The sequence below is a fragment of the Brevundimonas sp. MEB006b genome (genome assembly GCF_030209705.1).
In the GTDB taxonomy this organism is placed as follows: domain Bacteria; phylum Pseudomonadota; class Alphaproteobacteria; order Caulobacterales; family Caulobacteraceae; genus Brevundimonas.
On sequence record NZ_JARVRL010000005.1, the window covers coordinates 303234 to 318841 of the forward strand.

A 15608-nucleotide genomic window follows, 5' to 3' on the forward strand; every position below is an offset into this window, starting at 1 on the left:
CCGGCTAAGCCTTCGGTCTCGCCTTCACCCACGGCAGTACCTTCGGACGGGCCGGAAAAGATCGTGACCCTCTTGGGAGATTCCATCACCGCCGGATTCGGCCTGCCTTCCGCCGAGGCTCTGCCTGTGCGCCTGGAAGAGGCGTTGAGGGCAAAGGGGTTCCGGGTGAGGGTTCGCGGCGCCGGGGTTTCGGGCGACACGACCGGCGGCGGACTGGCCCGGGTCGGCTACAGCGTCCAGGACGACACCGACCTATGCATCGTGGCCCTGGGGGGCAATGACATGCTTCAGGGCGTGGATCCCAAAACGGTCCGATCCAATCTGGAGGCGATCATCGCCTCGCTGAAGGCGCGCGATATTCCCGTCTTGCTCGCAGGGATGAAGGCTCCGCCTCAATACGGCGCCTACGCCGTCGAGTTCGACCGCATCTTCGCGGACTTGGCGCGCAAGGAAGATGTTCCGACCTATCCCTTCCTACTGGAAGGGGTGGCCCTGGATCGCCGTTACAACCAGCCTGACGGCATCCACCCCAACGCCGAAGGGGTGCGCATCATCGCCGACGGACTGGCGCCGGTCGTCGTAAAAGCGCTGTCCAGATAGTGAAGGACGCGGCGACGTTATGGGATCGCCCTAAGGCCCCGATTGCTCATCGCTTTGTGCGACGGCTGACTGTTGTTTGAAAAGAACCCCTGTCCGAGCGTTTTATGCCGAAATCCAACGATACCGTACATCTGCGTTTCACGCTGAAGGGCGAAAGCGGCCCATTCTGGCAGACGAATGCAACGATTGCTTCAGTCGGCAGTGGAACGGCTCTGCTCGACGGCCTGGATCGCCAAATCGTCGCGCGCATCGCCGATCTCCGCCGGGCAGGAGAGGGGCGTTGGACACTCGACTTAGAGGTGCGGGCGCGGCCGTGATTGGATTGCGTTTTCAACTTTATCGACTTGCATGTGGCGCACAAGTTGATTTGCCGATGCCCGAAGGTCGACTTTGGCGTTAATGCGAACGTCCCATCAGTAACGCTTACCGATCCAGCGCCACCTCGGCGACGGTCCAAATTAATGCCGTAGGCAACATTGCAATCGAGACCTAAAATCCTGACCGAGGCGCAACTTGTCCGACCCATCTTCAATCATAAATCGCATCGTCATCGTCGGGGGCGGCACGGCGGGGTGGATGGCGGCGGCGGCGCTGGCGCATGCGTTCGAGGGCGCCGGCAAGACCGTGACCTTGGTCGAATCCGAGGCGATCGGCATCATCGGCGTCGGCGAGGCGACGATCCCTGAAATCGTGAAGTTCAACGCGCGCCTGGGGATCGACGAGGCGGACTTTCTGCGTGAAACCAAGGCCACTTTCAAGCTGGGGATCGAGTTCGACGGCTGGCGACGCGAGGGCGAGCGCTATTTCCATCCGTTCGGCGCCTTTGGGCTGGATATGGAAGGCATCGCCTTTCATCATTTCTGGCTGAAGGCCTGCGCCGAAGGCGGGTCGGAGCCGCTGGAAACCTATTCCATGGCCTGGCAGGCCGCGCGCCGTGGCCGTTTCGTCCATCCGCAGGGCGGGCCGCAGTCGCCGTTGTCCAGCCTGGGCTACGCCTATCATTTCGATGCGGCGCTCTATGCTGGCTTCCTGCGCCGCTTTGCGGAAGGGCTGGGTGTCGTTCGCCACGAGGGGCGGGTGGTCGAGGTTCAGCAAGCGGCGGACGGCGAGATCGCGGGCGTCAGGCTGAACGACGGGCGGATCGTCGAAGGGGACTTCTTCATCGATTGCACCGGCTTCGTCGGACTTCTGATCGAGCAGGCGTTGAAGTCAGGCTACGAGGACTGGAGCAACTGGCTTCCATGTGACAGCGCTGTCGCCGTCCCGTGCGTGCGGGAGGGGGCGTTGTCCCCTTACACGCGGTCGACGGCGCGCGAGGCCGGATGGCAGTGGCGCATCCCGCTGCAACACCGGGTGGGCAACGGCTACGTCTATTCCTCGGCGCACATCTCGCATCAGGAGGCCGAGGACGCGCTGATGTCGCGGCTGGAGGGCACGGCTCTGGCCGAGCCGCGTCGCCTGCGGTTCGCCACAGGCCGGCGCAAGGACTGCTGGAAGCGCAATTGCGTGGCGGTCGGATTGTCGAGCGGCTTCCTGGAGCCCTTGGAATCGACCAGCATTCACCTGATCCAGAGCGCCATCACCAAGCTGATCACCCTGTTTCCGTCGCACAAGAACAGCGACGGCCTTCGCCGTGAGTTCAACGCGCTCATGGAGGAGGAATTCGTCACGGTCCGCGACTTCCTGATCCTGCATTACAAGGTCAACCAGCGAGCGGGAACGTTCTGGAGCCACGTGCGCGACATGCCGATCCCGGACAGGCTGGCGGCCAAGATCGCTCTGTTCGAGGATACGGGTCGGATCGTCAGGCGCGACCATGACATCTTTTCCGAATCAAGCTGGCTGGCGGTCGCGGTGGGGCAGGGACTGACGCCGCACGGGCGTCACCCGATTTCCGACGTCATCAATCATGACGCCAATCTGGGCCGGCTGTCGGCGATCCGTGACAGCATCTGGCGCACGGCCGACGCCCTGCCGACGCACGAAGGCATCCTGACGACGACGATGAATCGTAAGGCGTTTTGAGGCCGGGCCTGCCGCCTGCAAGCCGTGTCAGCAGACTGGCGTCCGTCGCAACGGTGCGCGCGCACCGCTTCTGAACCCGCCGATCGAAAACGCGCCAAGTTTGTCGCGAAGCGTTGACATCGCTGTCAGTCGGTAGTCCAACACGCTCGCGGACGGTCGATCAAGGCTGCCGAAACGATTGCGACGGGCTGAACCGTCCTCGGGGGGATCAGAAGTGAAGTCAGAGATGTTCCAAGCCGGCTATGCGCCCGCCGCTCGCGGGCTGCGCCGTTCCGTGTCCGCCCTGGCGTTGACGGTCGCCGTAGTCGGTGCAACCGCCGCCCACGCCCAATCGACGCCGACGCCCCAGACCACGACCCCCGCCACGGACGATGCGGCGCAGGTCGACGACGTCGTCGTCACCGGCATCCGCGCGCGGATCGCATCCTCGCAGGCGATCAAGCGCGACTCCGACACCTTCGTCGATGCCGTGACCGCCGACGACATCGGCGCCCTGCCGGACAAGTCGGTCAACGAGGTGCTGCAGCGAATCCCCGGCGTGAACATCAACCGTTTCCAGGGCCCGACCGACCCCGACCACTTCTCGGTCGAAGGTTCCAACGTCATCATTCGCGGCCTGTCCTACGTCCGCTCAGAGTTCAACGGCCGCGACGCCTTCAGCGTGAACACGGGTCGCGCCCTGGGCTTCAACGACGTGTCGCCGGAACTGCTGTCGAGCGTGCAGGTGTTCAAGAATGCGACGGCCGACAGGATCGAAGGCGGCATCGCCGGGGTCGTCGATCTGCGCACCCGCAAGGCGTTCGACAGCCGCAAGTTCGTCTTCGGCGCGACGGTCGAAGGCTCTTATGGCGACCTGCGCGAAAAGCCGGGCCTGGGCTTCTCGTCCCTGATCAGCAACGTCTGGGACACCCAGTACGGTTCGTTCGGAGCCCTGCTGAGCTATGGCGAATCCGACCTCTATTCCGAAGCCTACGGCAGCCACCTCACCGACTTCACCTACCGGTCCGATCTCTCGAACGGCAACGATCGCCGCTATGTGCCTCGAGGCGGCGCGGTGCGGACCCAGCAGTTCGACCGTTCGCGTTCGACTCTAGACGGTTCGCTACAGTGGGAGTCCACCGATGGCCGCGCCAAGCTGACCGGCGAATACATCCGTGCCGATTCGACCTCGGCCTGGGGCGAGCGCGTGGTCGAGGTCGATCTGGGCAGCGGGGGCAATCCGACTCCCTTGCCGGGCCAGTCGTTCACCTATGATTCCAACGGCGTCTTCACGAGCGGTTTGCTGGTCAGCAATTCGCCGAACCTTCAGGTTCTGCCCAAGCGTCAGCGCGATCTGCAAACCCTGACCGAAGATTTCTCTCTGGCCGCCGAATTCCATCCGACCGATCGCCTGTCGATCTGGTTGGATGCGCAGTACAGCAAGGCCAGCGCCGACGATCTGGACATGAGCGTCTATGGCGCCATCACGCCGCTCTACACCTTGATCGGCGAAGGGCGTCATGGCGTCCCGGACATCCAGTTCGTGGACGCGTCAGGTCAGCCGTCTGCCAGCACAAACGACCCGTCGAACTTCTACTATCGTTCGGCGATGGACCACATCGAACAGTCGGACGGCGATCAGACCGCGTTCAAGGCCGACGTCAAATACGACTTCGACAACTCGCCGCTGCGCGCCATCCGCATGGGCGCGCGCTATTCGGACCGCGAGCAGACGCGGCGCTACACCGCCTATAATTGGGGTGCGATTTCCGAGAGCTGGGCTGGCGGCGTCACGCCGTTCCAGACCACAGGTCCGCTCGCTGTCGAAGCCTATGACTTCCCCAACTTCCAGCGCGGTCACAATCCGACGCCGATGAACGGCTTCTATCCGACAGCCGATCTGATTGCGGCCTATCGGGACGGCACGCTGCAGGCGGCCTTGGCTGCAGCGAGCAGCTCGGGCTCGACCTGGCGTCCGCTGGATCAGCGTCCGGGCGCTATCGCCGGCACGCCGTTCTTGCCGGGCGATATCAACAACTCGGCCGAACAAACGACATCGGCCTATGTCCGGTTCGACTTCGGCTGGGATGATGTCTTCGGTCCGGACACCGCCATCACCGGCAACCTGGGTGTTCGCTACGCCAAGACCGACTTCCAGACGCGCGGCTTCATCTCCAGCCCCAACATCGCGCAGAACTTCGGTGATGCGAACGGCAACGATCCGCGCTTCCCGGGTCAGAACATTCCGGTGACCCAGGCCAATGCGGCGGCCATCGCCCGTTTCCGGTGCTCGACCGTCCAGCCGGGTCAGTCGGCACCGGGCTACTGCCTGCTGTCGAACGACCGTCTGAACCAGCTGGTCGCCTTCAGTGACGGCAGCTTCCAAGAGGTCGAGCTCGGCAACAGCTACGACGACTGGCTGCCCAGCCTGAACGTCAACCTGAAGTACAAGGAGTGGGTGTTCCGCGGCGCAGTGTCGCGCGCCATGACGCGCCCGGACTTCGGTGTGACGGCCTTCGCCGCCACCCTGTTCTACACAGACATGAACCAGGTCCGGGACAACGGCGGCGACGTCAACACCGCCCCGCTGCTGACGACCTTCACCGGCGGATCACAGCTGACGGGCGTGCGCTCGTGGAACTATGACCTTGGCGTGGAATGGTATTTCAAGCCGGGCAGCTCGCTGACCTTCAACGCATTCTACAAGGACCTGTCGGACATCCTGGCCAGCGGCTCGACCGTCCAGCAGTTCAGCAACGCGCAGGGGGTCTCCACCGACGCTCAGGTCAACCAGCAGGTCAATATCGGCTCCGGCTGGATCAAGGGCTTCGAGGTCGGTTATCAGCAGACCTACAGCTTCCTGCCAGGCCTGTGGAGCGGGCTGGGTATCGAAGCGAACTACACCTACGTCGAGCCTTCGACCTTCCCCAACGCTGTGACCGAGCCGCGCTATGTGGGTCTGGAACTGCCGTTGCAGCAGCTGTCGAAGCACACCTACAACTTCTCGGTCTTCTACGAGCGGGATCGGCTGTCGGCGCGCCTGGCCTACAACTGGCGCAACGGCTTCCTGCTGACGCCGCGCGACGACGTGAACCCGTTCTCGCCGATCTTCAACGACTCGACGGGTCAGCTTGACGGTTCGATCTTCTACACGCTGAACGACAACTGGAAGATCGGCCTGTATGGCGCCAACCTGCTGGACGAGGTCACCGTCACCCAGCAGCAGACGTCCTACAACGTCAACGGCGCAAACCAGGCCGGTCCGCTGGCCCCGCGCTCCTACTTCCGCAGTGACCGCCGCGTGACGTTCAGCCTGCGCTATACCTTCTAAGACTTCTTCTCTGAGCGAAGACTTGGGGCGTCGATCCGATCGACGCCCCTTTTTTCGTTCTGGATCAGCCGCCTTCGCGCAGCCGGTCGATGAACTGAGAATGGGCGGGCAGGGCGGCCAAGGTCTGGTCGAAAGCCATGACCATTCGCCCCAACGAAGCCGTTGCGCTCTTGATGTCCAGACGGTCGGCCTGGATGTCGTAACGGCGCGGCGTCAGGCCAAGGCCGGCCATCAGCAGGGTCCAGTGCTGTGGGTCGTAGGGATCGCCATCCAGGCCGACACCGGCGTTGCGAGACGTAAACTGAGCGATGCGACGCGCGAGGTCGTCGCCAGGCGGGGCCAGTCGCTGGCCTTGCGACCCGCACAGAAGGATCAAATGGAGTCGGTCCGCGCGGTGCGTGATGTCGCGAACGACGGCATCATTATAAGCCTCGGCGCAGGCTGGAATCTGCTCGGACGCGCCCGGCAGCGATAAGACCAGTTGTGTCAGCTGTCGCTCCAGCGCGGCGCTATCCAGGCCCAAGGCGTCGCCAAAGCGCGCCGCCGCCGGACCAAGAGCAAGACGACGGCCGGTCCAGGGATGCGTATCCAGGCCGGGGGCGAGGGCGACGTCCGACTGGGCGGCGACATCAACGCCGCCCAACCAGGCCGCCAGCGCCGCCGTCGCAACGTCAGCGGTGGTGCGATCTGCGGCGTAGGCCAGGCTGGCGAAACCGCCGCCGGGCAGGGGGCTGCGACTGGCCAGCCCTTCGAACAGGTTGGTCATATCCAGATGCGGCGCGTGATCGCCACCCGCGTAGCGCACGGTCAGACAGCGGTCGTAGCCCAGGCGTGCGGTCCAGTCGCCGTCGCCGTCAAAGGCTCTGGTCGTTCGCGTGTCCACGGTCATGAAGGGCGCGATCTCGCGGGTGTCGCCCAGACCCTCTCGCACGCCGGCGCGCCGGGCGATGTCCCGCAGTCGCGCCGTCAAAACGCGCGCGTCCAGCATCAGTCTGGGACGAAGAAGAGAGCGGGGCGATTGCCGATCCGGGCTGGGATGGGCGTAACGACCGGCCGCCATCACGCGCGCCTGAAACTGCAGCGGCGCCAGAAGAGTGGCATAGTCGGGGGCGTCAGGAGATTGACGGGCGGCGCGCAGCACCACATCCGCCAACGCGACCCCATCGATCCCAGGTAGGGGCTCCTGCTCGACGACGGCGATGTCTCGCCCGTCGCGCCAGTTTCGCAGCAGCGAGCCGAGGAAGAAACCGCCGTGGCCCCGAGCCAACAGGTCGGCGCCGTCAGACAACTGGACGAGCACACCGTCTGGATCGGCGATCACGACCTCGGGCTCTTCACCAAGCGCGGGAGGAGCGGCGTCTTCGATCAGGACCGAATGACCGGACGGCAGCGTCTTGGCCAACAGGGCGGCCGCCGCCCAGGCCGCCAGTCCGCCGCCTCGAATGACCCAAGCCTTGTCTGACCCGCTCATCGGACGCCCCCAGCGCGCTGGCCCGCCTGGCGGATGAAGGTCATGTGATCGGGCGTTCGATCGACGGTCGATCGGACGTCGTCGCTCAGGCACCCCAGCTTGGCGGACAGGGCTTGCGGTTCCAGCCGATCGACACGCGGATCCCAGGCGTTCGGGACGATGTTCTGCCCCACCAGCACGGCGAGCCAGCTGGGCGGCAGGAAGACGCCGATGTCGTAGTCGGGCAGCAGGCCGCGCGACTTGAAGGCCTCGACCTTGGCCGACAGACTGTCTGGCCAGGCCATGGTTCGCATCTCGCGCCAGAACGGCTCGTCGCGCTGGTTGGCGACATAGTGCAGGACGAGGAAGTCACGAATCCGGTCGAACTCCAGCGCCATGATCCGATTGTATTCTTGGGCGTCCGCCGCCATCCCGACCCTGTCGGGAAACAGATCCAGCAAGGTCGTGATGCCCAACTGGATCAGGTAGATGCTGGTGGACTCCAGCGGCTCAAGGAAGCCGCCGGACAGACCGATCGCGACAACGTTTCGGCTCCACAGTTTGTGCCGACGCCCCGTCTTGAAACTCAATCGACGCGGCTCGGCCAGCGCCGGACCTTCCAGATTGGACATCAGGGTCGCCACGGCGTCCTCGTCCGAGATATGGGCCGAGGAGAAGACGTGGCCGTTTCCGGTGCGATGTTGCAGGGGAATGCGCCATTGCCAGCCTGCCGCACGGGCCGTCGCGCGGGTATAGGGGCCGACCGGCGCCGTCGTCTGGCACGGCACGGCGAAGGCGCTATCGCAGGGCAGCCAATGGCTCCAGTCCTCGAACGTCGTCTCCAGCGCCTGATTGATCAGCCGACCGCGAAAGCCCGAGCAATCGACGAACAGATCGCCCGAAACACGGCGCCCGTCCGACAGGACGACGGCGTCGACATCGCCCGTCGCGCCATTCAGGACATGATCGACGACCTTCCCTTCGGTGCGGACCACGCCGCGCCCGCACGACACTTGGCGCAGGAAGGCGGCGTAGCGGCTGGCATCGAACTGAAAGGCGTAGCTGAAGGTGCACAGCATGGAGCCGGGGTCGGAAACCGGCCGCTGGAAGCGGTTCGCCTCGGCCGCCCTGACTGGATAGCTGTAGTCGCTGATGTCGGCTGCGTCGCCCATGGCGCGGCGCGCGGCCCAGACATGGTGGAAATCGATCCCCTCGATCGGCTCGCCATAGGCGCCGAAGGAATGGATATAGCTGTCGCCGGGCCGTCCCCAATCCACGAACTGGATGCCCAGTTTGAAGGTCGCCTGAGTCTGGTCGATCAACGTCTGTTCGTCGATGCCCATGGCCGTGTTGAAGGCGCGGATGTGGGGCAGGGTGGCCTCGCCCACGCCGACGATGCCGATCTCGTCGGACTCGACCAGTTCGATCAAGACGGCGCTGTCCGCCAGACGATGAGACAGGGCGGCTGCCGTCATCCAGCCAGCGGTTCCCCCGCCCAGGATGACGATTTTTCGGATCGAACCGGCATCGTTTTGGATCATCATGCCGACTGTCTAGCAGACCATTTTTCGGCATGACAGCGATGGACAAGCCTGACCATAAGCTGTGTCGGCATCGCCTTTTCGAACGGGGATGTTAGAAGCGATCTGAGCGACGTTCAGGGGGACGGATTTTGGCGACGGTGACGATCTATGACGTGGCCGCGAAGGCGGGCGTGTCCATCAAGTCCGTGTCGCGCGTGCTCAACAACGAGCCGAACGTCAGCCCCACGCTGCGAACCAAGGTGGAGGAGGCGGCTGCGTCTCTGGGGTATCGACGCAGCCTGTCGGCGCGCAGTCTGGCGGGGGCGTCGTCGTCCCTGATCGCGGTCCTGGTGGACGCGGATCTGACCATCGAACACTGGAAGAGCGGGCGCGGAAGCGACTATCTGGGGCGTCTGGAGTTCGGCGCCCTGATGGAGGCGCGCCAGGTCGACTACCATCTGATGATCGAGCTGGTGGACCATAACTCGCCTGATCTCGAACGCGATCTGATGGCGCTCTTGAACTCCATCCGGCCCGAGGGCGTCATTCTGACCCCGCCGAACTCGGACAATACGGTGGTGATGGATGCTCTCGACGCGGCCGGTACGCCCTATGCCCGCATCGGTGCGGAAGCGGCGTTTGATCGGGGCTTCTGCATCGAGATGGACGAACGGCGCGCCGCATTGGAGATGACACGTCATCTTATCGACCTCGGGCACACGCGGATCGCCTTCGTCACCGGACCAGTCGCCTACGGCGCCAGCCGGCGCCGTCTGGCTGGCTACAGGGACGCCATGGCCGAGGCTGGCCTGGATGTGGCGTCGGCTTGGGTGGTGGAGGGCGACTTCACCTTCAACTCCGGAGCGCGGGCGATGGAGAAACTGCACGAGACCTCGCCCGACATCACGGCGATCTTCGCCAGTAACGACGATACGGCCCTTGGCGTCCTGCAATGTGCGGCGAGGCTGGGGCTGTCGGTGCCCGGCGACCTGTCGGTGGCCGGTTTCGACGATTCGCCCGGCGCGGGTTTCAGCACGCCGGATTTAAGCACCATCCGTCAGCCTGTAGCGGAGATGGCTGCCGCCGCCGCGCAACGCCTTATTCCGCCTCTGCGTCGTCTCCTGGACGGCGACGCCGCCGCGCGTGTCATCGTTCCGCATGATCTGATCGCGCGCCAGTCCACGGCTCGCAGCGAGCATTGAAAGGGCAAGCTCAGGGCAGCTGTTGACAGCGCTGTCAGACGTTTGGCACAGTGGGTTTCGTCCGGGGCTGTTTCGGACATCCATATCGGCCTGAAGGCGCGTCTCCGGGGTTGGCTTGGGCGGCGTGGCGGCCGCAACGATCAGGTCTCCTTCCATGCGCATGGCCGCCACCGCCCTGGTGATCACCCTCATGTCGAGCGCCTGCGCCATCGACCCCAGTATGGCTCGGACCGTTCCCGTTCAGGCCGTGACGCCCCAAGCCTCCATCGTCACAGACGGGGCGCGCGCCCATCCGGCGCTTTGGCCCCATGCGGCGTCTCCGGTGGCGATGACCGATGCGGCGACGGAAGCCTTCGTCACCGAATTGATGAGCCGGATGACGCTGGAGGAGAAGGTCGGCCAGACGATCCAGGCCGACATCGGCTCGATAAAGCCTGAAGACCTGCAGACCTATCCGCTGGGTTCGATCCTGGCGGGCGGCAACTCCTCGCCGGGCGGCGACGAGCGCGCCTCGGCCGACAAGTGGGTGGAACTGGCCCAGGCCTTCCGTGCGGCGGCGGCCCAGCGGCCGGGCGCCAGGATCCCGCTGATCTACGGCATCGACGCCGTGCACGGTCACAACAACATCGTCGGCGCCACCATCTTTCCGCACAACATCGGCCTGGGCGCCGCGCGCGATCCCGACCTGATCCGCCGCATCGGCGAAGCGACGGCGCTGGAAGTCGCTGTGACAGGCGCCGACTGGACCTTCGGCCCGACTCTGGCCGTGCCCCAGGACGACCGCTGGGGCCGGACGTATGAAGGCTATGCCGAGAACCCCGAGGTCGCCAAAAGCTACGCCGGCCCCATGACCCTGGGCCTGCAAGGCGCGCTGTCTGCGGATCATCCGTTGACCCCCGGCCATATCGCCGGCTCGGCCAAACATTTCCTGGCTGACGGCGGCACCACGGGCGGCAAGGACCAGGGCGACTTCGCCGGGTCCGAGCAGGAGCTGATCCGTACCCATCTGTCGGGCTATCCCCAGGCGATCGACGCCGGGGTGCTGTCGATCATGGCCAGCTTCTCCAGCTGGAACGGCGTCAAGCACTCGGGCAACGAGACCATTCTGACCGACGTGCTGCGCGGCCCGCTGGGCTTCGACGGCTTTGTGGTGTCGGACTGGAACGCCCACGGCCAGCTGCCGGGCTGTTCCAACGAGAGCTGCGCCCTGGCCTTCAACGCCGGCATCGACATGTTCATGGCCCCCGACAGCTGGAAGCCGCTGTACGAAAGCACCCTGTCCCAGGCGAAGTCGGGCGAAATCCCGATGGCGCGCCTGGACGAGGCGGTGCGCCGCATCCTTCGCGTCAAGGTCAAGACTGGCCTGTTCAACGACAGCCGCCCGGTCGAAGGACATCTGAACGAGCTGGGCTCGCCGGCCCACCGCGCCCTGGCGCGTGAAGCGGTGCGCAAGTCCCTGGTGTTGCTGAAGAACGAAGGCTCGGTGCTGCCGATCCACGCCGGTGCACGGGTGCTGGTCGCCGGCCACGCCGACGATATCGGCCAGGCCTCGGGCGGCTGGACCCTGACATGGCAGGGCACGGGCAACTCGAACGCGGACTTCCCCAACGGCCAGTCGATCTGGAGCGGCATCCGCGAGGCGGTCGCCGCCGGCGGCGGCCAAGCGACGCTCAGCGCCGATGGCTCCTTCACCCAGAAACCCGACGTGGCCATCGTCGTCTTCGGCGAAACGCCCTATGCCGAGTTCCAGGGCGATGTGGACACGCTGGACTTCCTGCCGACCGAACCGCTTGAGACGTTGAAGCGCCTGAAGGCGGCGGGCATTCCGACCGTGTCGGTCTTCCTATCGGGCCGCCCGATGTGGACCAATCCCGAGATCAATGCGTCCGATGCCTTCGTCGCGGCTTGGCTGCCGGGCACGGAGGGCGGCGGGATCGCCGATGTGCTGGTCGGCGATGCGGCGGGCAAGCCGCGCAACGACTTTACCGGAACCCTGTCCTTCAGCTGGCCCAAGACCGCCAAGGGCGAGCCGCTGAACGTGGGTCAGCCGGGTTACGACCCGCAGTTCGCCTATGGCTACGGCCTGACCTACGCCCGTCCGGCGCGGGTCGGCGCCCTCTCCGAAGACAGCGGCGTCGTCGGGTCCGGCAGCAATCTGGATCGCTATTTCGTCGATGGACGCTTCGTCGCGCCCTGGTCGCTGATGCTGCGCGACGCGGGCGGCGAGTTCCGCCTGGGGGCCGAGAAGAGCGGCGCCAGCCCGCGCGGCGGCGTGTCCGTGCGCTCCACCGACGGCGCAGGCCAGGAATCGGCCCGCGCCCTGACCTTCTCGCAGAACGGGGGGCAGGCCATCATCGCGGCCCAGCCGGTCGATCTGACGCGCCAGTCGAACGGCGAGATGGCCATCGCCTTCCGCTATCGCGTGGACGCCCGCGCCAAGGGGCCCGTCTTCCTGACGCTCGGCTCCGGTTCGGTCGATATCTCCAGCCTGATCGCCACAGCGCCCGTCGGCGAATGGCGCACGCTGAAGGTGCGGCTGTCGTGCCTGCGCGACCGCGGCGCCGACATCGCCGCCGTCGATCAACCCTGGGGCCTGCGCACCGCTGCCGACTTCGCGGTTACGGTCGAGGATATCCGCCTGGCGTCGAACGAGGGCGACGCCGTCTGTCCGACGCAGTAGGCTGACGCTCGCCAAGGGGGGACCGGCCGCATGACCAATGCTGAACTGAGCGTGGCCTTCTTCCTGCAGATGGCGATCATCATCGCCGCCTGCCGCATCGTGGGCTGGCTGGCCAAACGCTACCTCGGCCAGCCGCAGGTGGTGGGCGAGATGATCGCCGGTGTGATCCTGGGCCCGTCGCTGTTCGGCCTGTTCGCGCCCGATCTGCAGGCGGCCCTGTTCCCCAAGGAGTCGCGCTCGATCCTGTTCGTCGGCGCCCAGCTGGGCGTCGGCCTCTACATGTTCCTGGTCGGGCTGGGCTTCCGGCGCGACCACTTCCGGGCCAATGCGAAGAGCGCCGCCGCCGTGTCGCTGGCCGGCATGGCCGCGCCCTTCCTGGTCGCCGTCGCCATTGCGCCCTGGCTGGTCGCTGAGGGACTGTTCGGGCAGGGCATCCAGACCTGGCAGGCCATGCTGTTCATGGGCGCGGCCATCTCGATCACCGCCTTTCCCATGCTGGCGCGCATCATCCAGGAGCGGGGGCTCAGCGGCACGCGGCTGGGTTCGCTGTCGCTGGCGGCGGGCGCCATCGACGACGCCGGCGCCTGGTGTGTCCTGGCCATCGTCCTGGCCAGCTTCGGCGCGGGACCGATGGTGGCTGTGACAGCCATCGCCGGAGGCGGCGCCTTCGCCCTGTTCATGCTGACGCTGGGGCCGAAGCTGCTGGCGCCGCTGGGCCGAATCGTCGAGCGGGAGGGGCGGCTAAGCCCGACCGTGCTGGGCATCGTGCTGATCCTGTTCATGCTCAGCGCCTGGGCCATGGACGCAGTCGGCATCCATGCTGTCTTCGGCGGGTTCATCCTGGGCGTCGCCATGCCGCGCGGTCTCTTGAGCGACGAGGTCAAGCGTCAGCTGGAGCCGTTTGCCGTGCTGGTGCTGCTGCCGATGTTCTTCACCTTCTCGGGGCTGAACACACAGCTGACCATGGTCAACAGCCTGGGGCTGCTGGCCGTGACCGCCGTCATCCTGCTGGGCTCTATCCTGGCCAAAGGCGGCGCCTGCTGGGCCGCCGCCCGCCTGACGGGGCAAGACAACGCCACGGCCATGGGCATCGGCGCCCTGATGAACGCGCGCGGCCTGATGGAGCTGATCATCATCAACATCGGCCTGCAAAAGGGCGTCATCGGCCCGGCCCTGTTCTCCATCCTGGTGCTGATGGCCATCATCACCACCCTGATGGCCTCGCCCCTGTTCGAGTGGGTTTACGGCCGGAAAGCGAGGGAGCGGGGCGAGCTGGGCGGGTTGAACGAGTTTGATCCCGAATTGCCGGGTATCACCGAACGCCAGCAGGCTTAGGAATAAACGCCCGAACCATTTTGCGGGCTTTCGGAGGGAATATCGAGATGGCAGGACCGACGGGTGGCTCCGGCCCCGACATCGCGGGCGACGACCGCGTCAACATGGCCTTCATCGCCCTGATCGTGGCGGTCGCCACCATCGGCGGCTTCATGTTCGGCTACGATTCCGGCGTCATCAACGGCACCCAGGACGGGCTGGAGGCGGCCTTCAACCTGTCGGCCCTGGGAACCGGTTTCAACGTCGGCGCAATCCTCTTGGGCTGCGCCGTCGGCGCCTTTATCGCGGGACGTTTGGCAGACGCCATCGGCCGTCGCACGGTCATGCAGATCGCCGCCGCCCTGTTCATCGTCTCGGCCTTCTGGGCGGGCGCGGCAGACACTTCGGCCCACTTCATCATCGCCCGCTTCATCGGCGGCTTGGGCGTGGGCGCGGCCTCGGTCCTGTCGCCGGCCTATATCTCCGAAGTGACGCCAGCCTCGATCCGCGGCCGGCTGTCGTCGGTGCAGCAGATCATGATCATCACCGGCCTGACCGGCGCCTTCGTGGCCAACTACGCCCTGGCCAAGACCGCCGGCGGATCAACGGCGGAATTCTGGCTGGGCTTCCCCGCCTGGCGCTGGATGTTCTGGCTGCAGGTCATCCCCGCCGCCGTCTATCTGATCGCCCTCCTGGTCATCCCGGAAAGCCCGCGTTTCCTGGTCGTCAAGAAGAAGGACGCCCAGGCCGAGACGGTCCTGTCCAAGCTGTTCGGCGTCGACGCCGGTGCGCGCAAGGTCCAGGAAATCCGCGCCTCGCTGGCGGCCGACCACAAGCCCAAGTTCGCCGATCTGCTGGACCCCGCGACGAAGAAGGTGCGCCTCATCGTCTGGGCCGGGCTCATTCTAGCCGTGTTCCAGCAACTGGTCGGCATCAACATCGTTTTCTACTACGGCGCGGTGCTGTGGCAGTCGGTCGGCTTCTCCGAGAACGACGCGCTTCAGATCAACATCCTGTCCGGCGTCTTGTCGATCGCCGCCTGTCTGGCCGCCATCGCCGTCATCGACAAGATCGGCAGAAAGCCTCTGCTCCTGATCGGTTCGGCCGGCATGTTCGTGACCCTGGCTGTCGTCGCCTGGTGCTTCTCCAAGGCCGCCCTGATCGACGGATCGCTGCACCTGGACGATCAGACCGGCCTGATCGCCCTGATCGCAGCCAACGCCTATGTGGTCTTCTTCAACTTCAGCTGGGGTCCGGTCATGTGGGTCATGCTGGGCGAGATGTTCCCCAACCAGATGCGCGGTTCAGCCCTGGCCGTCGCCGGCTTCGCCCAGTGGATCGCCAACTTCGCCATCTCGGTCAGCTTCCCGTGGATGGCGGCGACCCTGGGGCTGGTCTTCACCTACGGCTTCTACGCGGTCAGCGCCCTGATCTCCTTCTTCCTGGTCCAGGCCTGGGTGAAGGAAACGCGGGGTCGCGAACTGGAAGAGATGGCCTAGGCGTT

Annotated in this window: 10 protein-coding genes; 8 read left to right on the forward strand and 2 right to left on the reverse strand. The window is 65.5% G+C overall.

From position 1 onward, the window contains the following. The first annotated feature begins 63 nt into the window (after positions 1 to 63). The 4 genes from QRN13_RS07880 (at position 64) to QRN13_RS07895 (ending at position 5935) form a co-directional block, all read left to right on the forward strand. Positions 64 to 600: an arylesterase gene (locus tag QRN13_RS07880; protein WP_284877489.1), complete on the forward strand. Its 537-nt coding sequence runs from the start codon at positions 64 to 66 to the stop codon at positions 598 to 600. 104 nt (positions 601 to 704) lie between these two features. Continuing rightward, the gene (locus tag QRN13_RS07885) at positions 705 to 917 is read left to right on the forward strand and encodes a hypothetical protein (RefSeq protein WP_284877490.1); all 213 of its coding nucleotides are present in this window, start codon (positions 705 to 707) and stop codon (positions 915 to 917) included. Between the two features lie 196 nt (positions 918 to 1113). After that, on the forward strand, positions 1114 to 2625 hold the full coding sequence (locus QRN13_RS07890; protein ID WP_284877491.1) for a tryptophan halogenase family protein: 1512 nt from the start codon (positions 1114 to 1116) through the stop codon (positions 2623 to 2625). A gap of 214 nt (positions 2626 to 2839) precedes the next feature. After that, complete coding sequence (locus QRN13_RS07895) at positions 2840 to 5935, forward strand: TonB-dependent receptor (protein WP_284877492.1); 3096 nt, start codon at positions 2840 to 2842, stop codon at positions 5933 to 5935. 64 nt (positions 5936 to 5999) lie between these two features. Here QRN13_RS07895 and QRN13_RS07900 read toward each other — a convergent pair whose 3' ends face one another. Continuing rightward, the gene (locus QRN13_RS07900; protein ID WP_284877493.1) at positions 6000 to 7406 is read right to left on the reverse strand and encodes a tryptophan 7-halogenase; all 1407 of its coding nucleotides are present in this window, start codon (positions 7404 to 7406) and stop codon (positions 6000 to 6002) included. Further along, complete coding sequence (locus QRN13_RS07905) at positions 7403 to 8929, reverse strand: tryptophan halogenase family protein (protein WP_284877494.1); 1527 nt, start codon at positions 8927 to 8929, stop codon at positions 7403 to 7405. Before QRN13_RS07905 ends, QRN13_RS07900 begins: the two co-directional genes overlap by 4 nt. Before the next feature lie 137 nt (positions 8930 to 9066). Between QRN13_RS07905 and QRN13_RS07910 the strand changes: the two genes are divergently transcribed. The 4 genes from QRN13_RS07910 to QRN13_RS07925 all read left to right on the forward strand — a co-directional run bounded on the left by QRN13_RS07910 (position 9067) and on the right by QRN13_RS07925 (position 15603). Further along, entirely contained in the window at positions 9067 to 10110 is a 1044-nt protein-coding gene (locus QRN13_RS07910; RefSeq protein ID WP_284877495.1) for a LacI family DNA-binding transcriptional regulator, read from the forward strand. 154 nt (positions 10111 to 10264) lie between these two features. Continuing rightward, positions 10265 to 12790, forward strand: a complete 2526-nt coding sequence (locus tag QRN13_RS07915; RefSeq protein ID WP_502868582.1) for a glycoside hydrolase family 3 protein — start codon at positions 10265 to 10267, stop codon at positions 12788 to 12790. 30 nt (positions 12791 to 12820) lie between these two features. Further along, on the forward strand, positions 12821 to 14125 hold the full coding sequence (locus QRN13_RS07920) for a cation:proton antiporter (protein ID WP_284877496.1): 1305 nt from the start codon (positions 12821 to 12823) through the stop codon (positions 14123 to 14125). Between the two features lie 47 nt (positions 14126 to 14172). After that, entirely contained in the window at positions 14173 to 15603 is a 1431-nt protein-coding gene (locus QRN13_RS07925; RefSeq protein ID WP_284877497.1) for a sugar porter family MFS transporter, read from the forward strand. Positions 15604 to 15608: the final 5 nt, after the last annotated feature.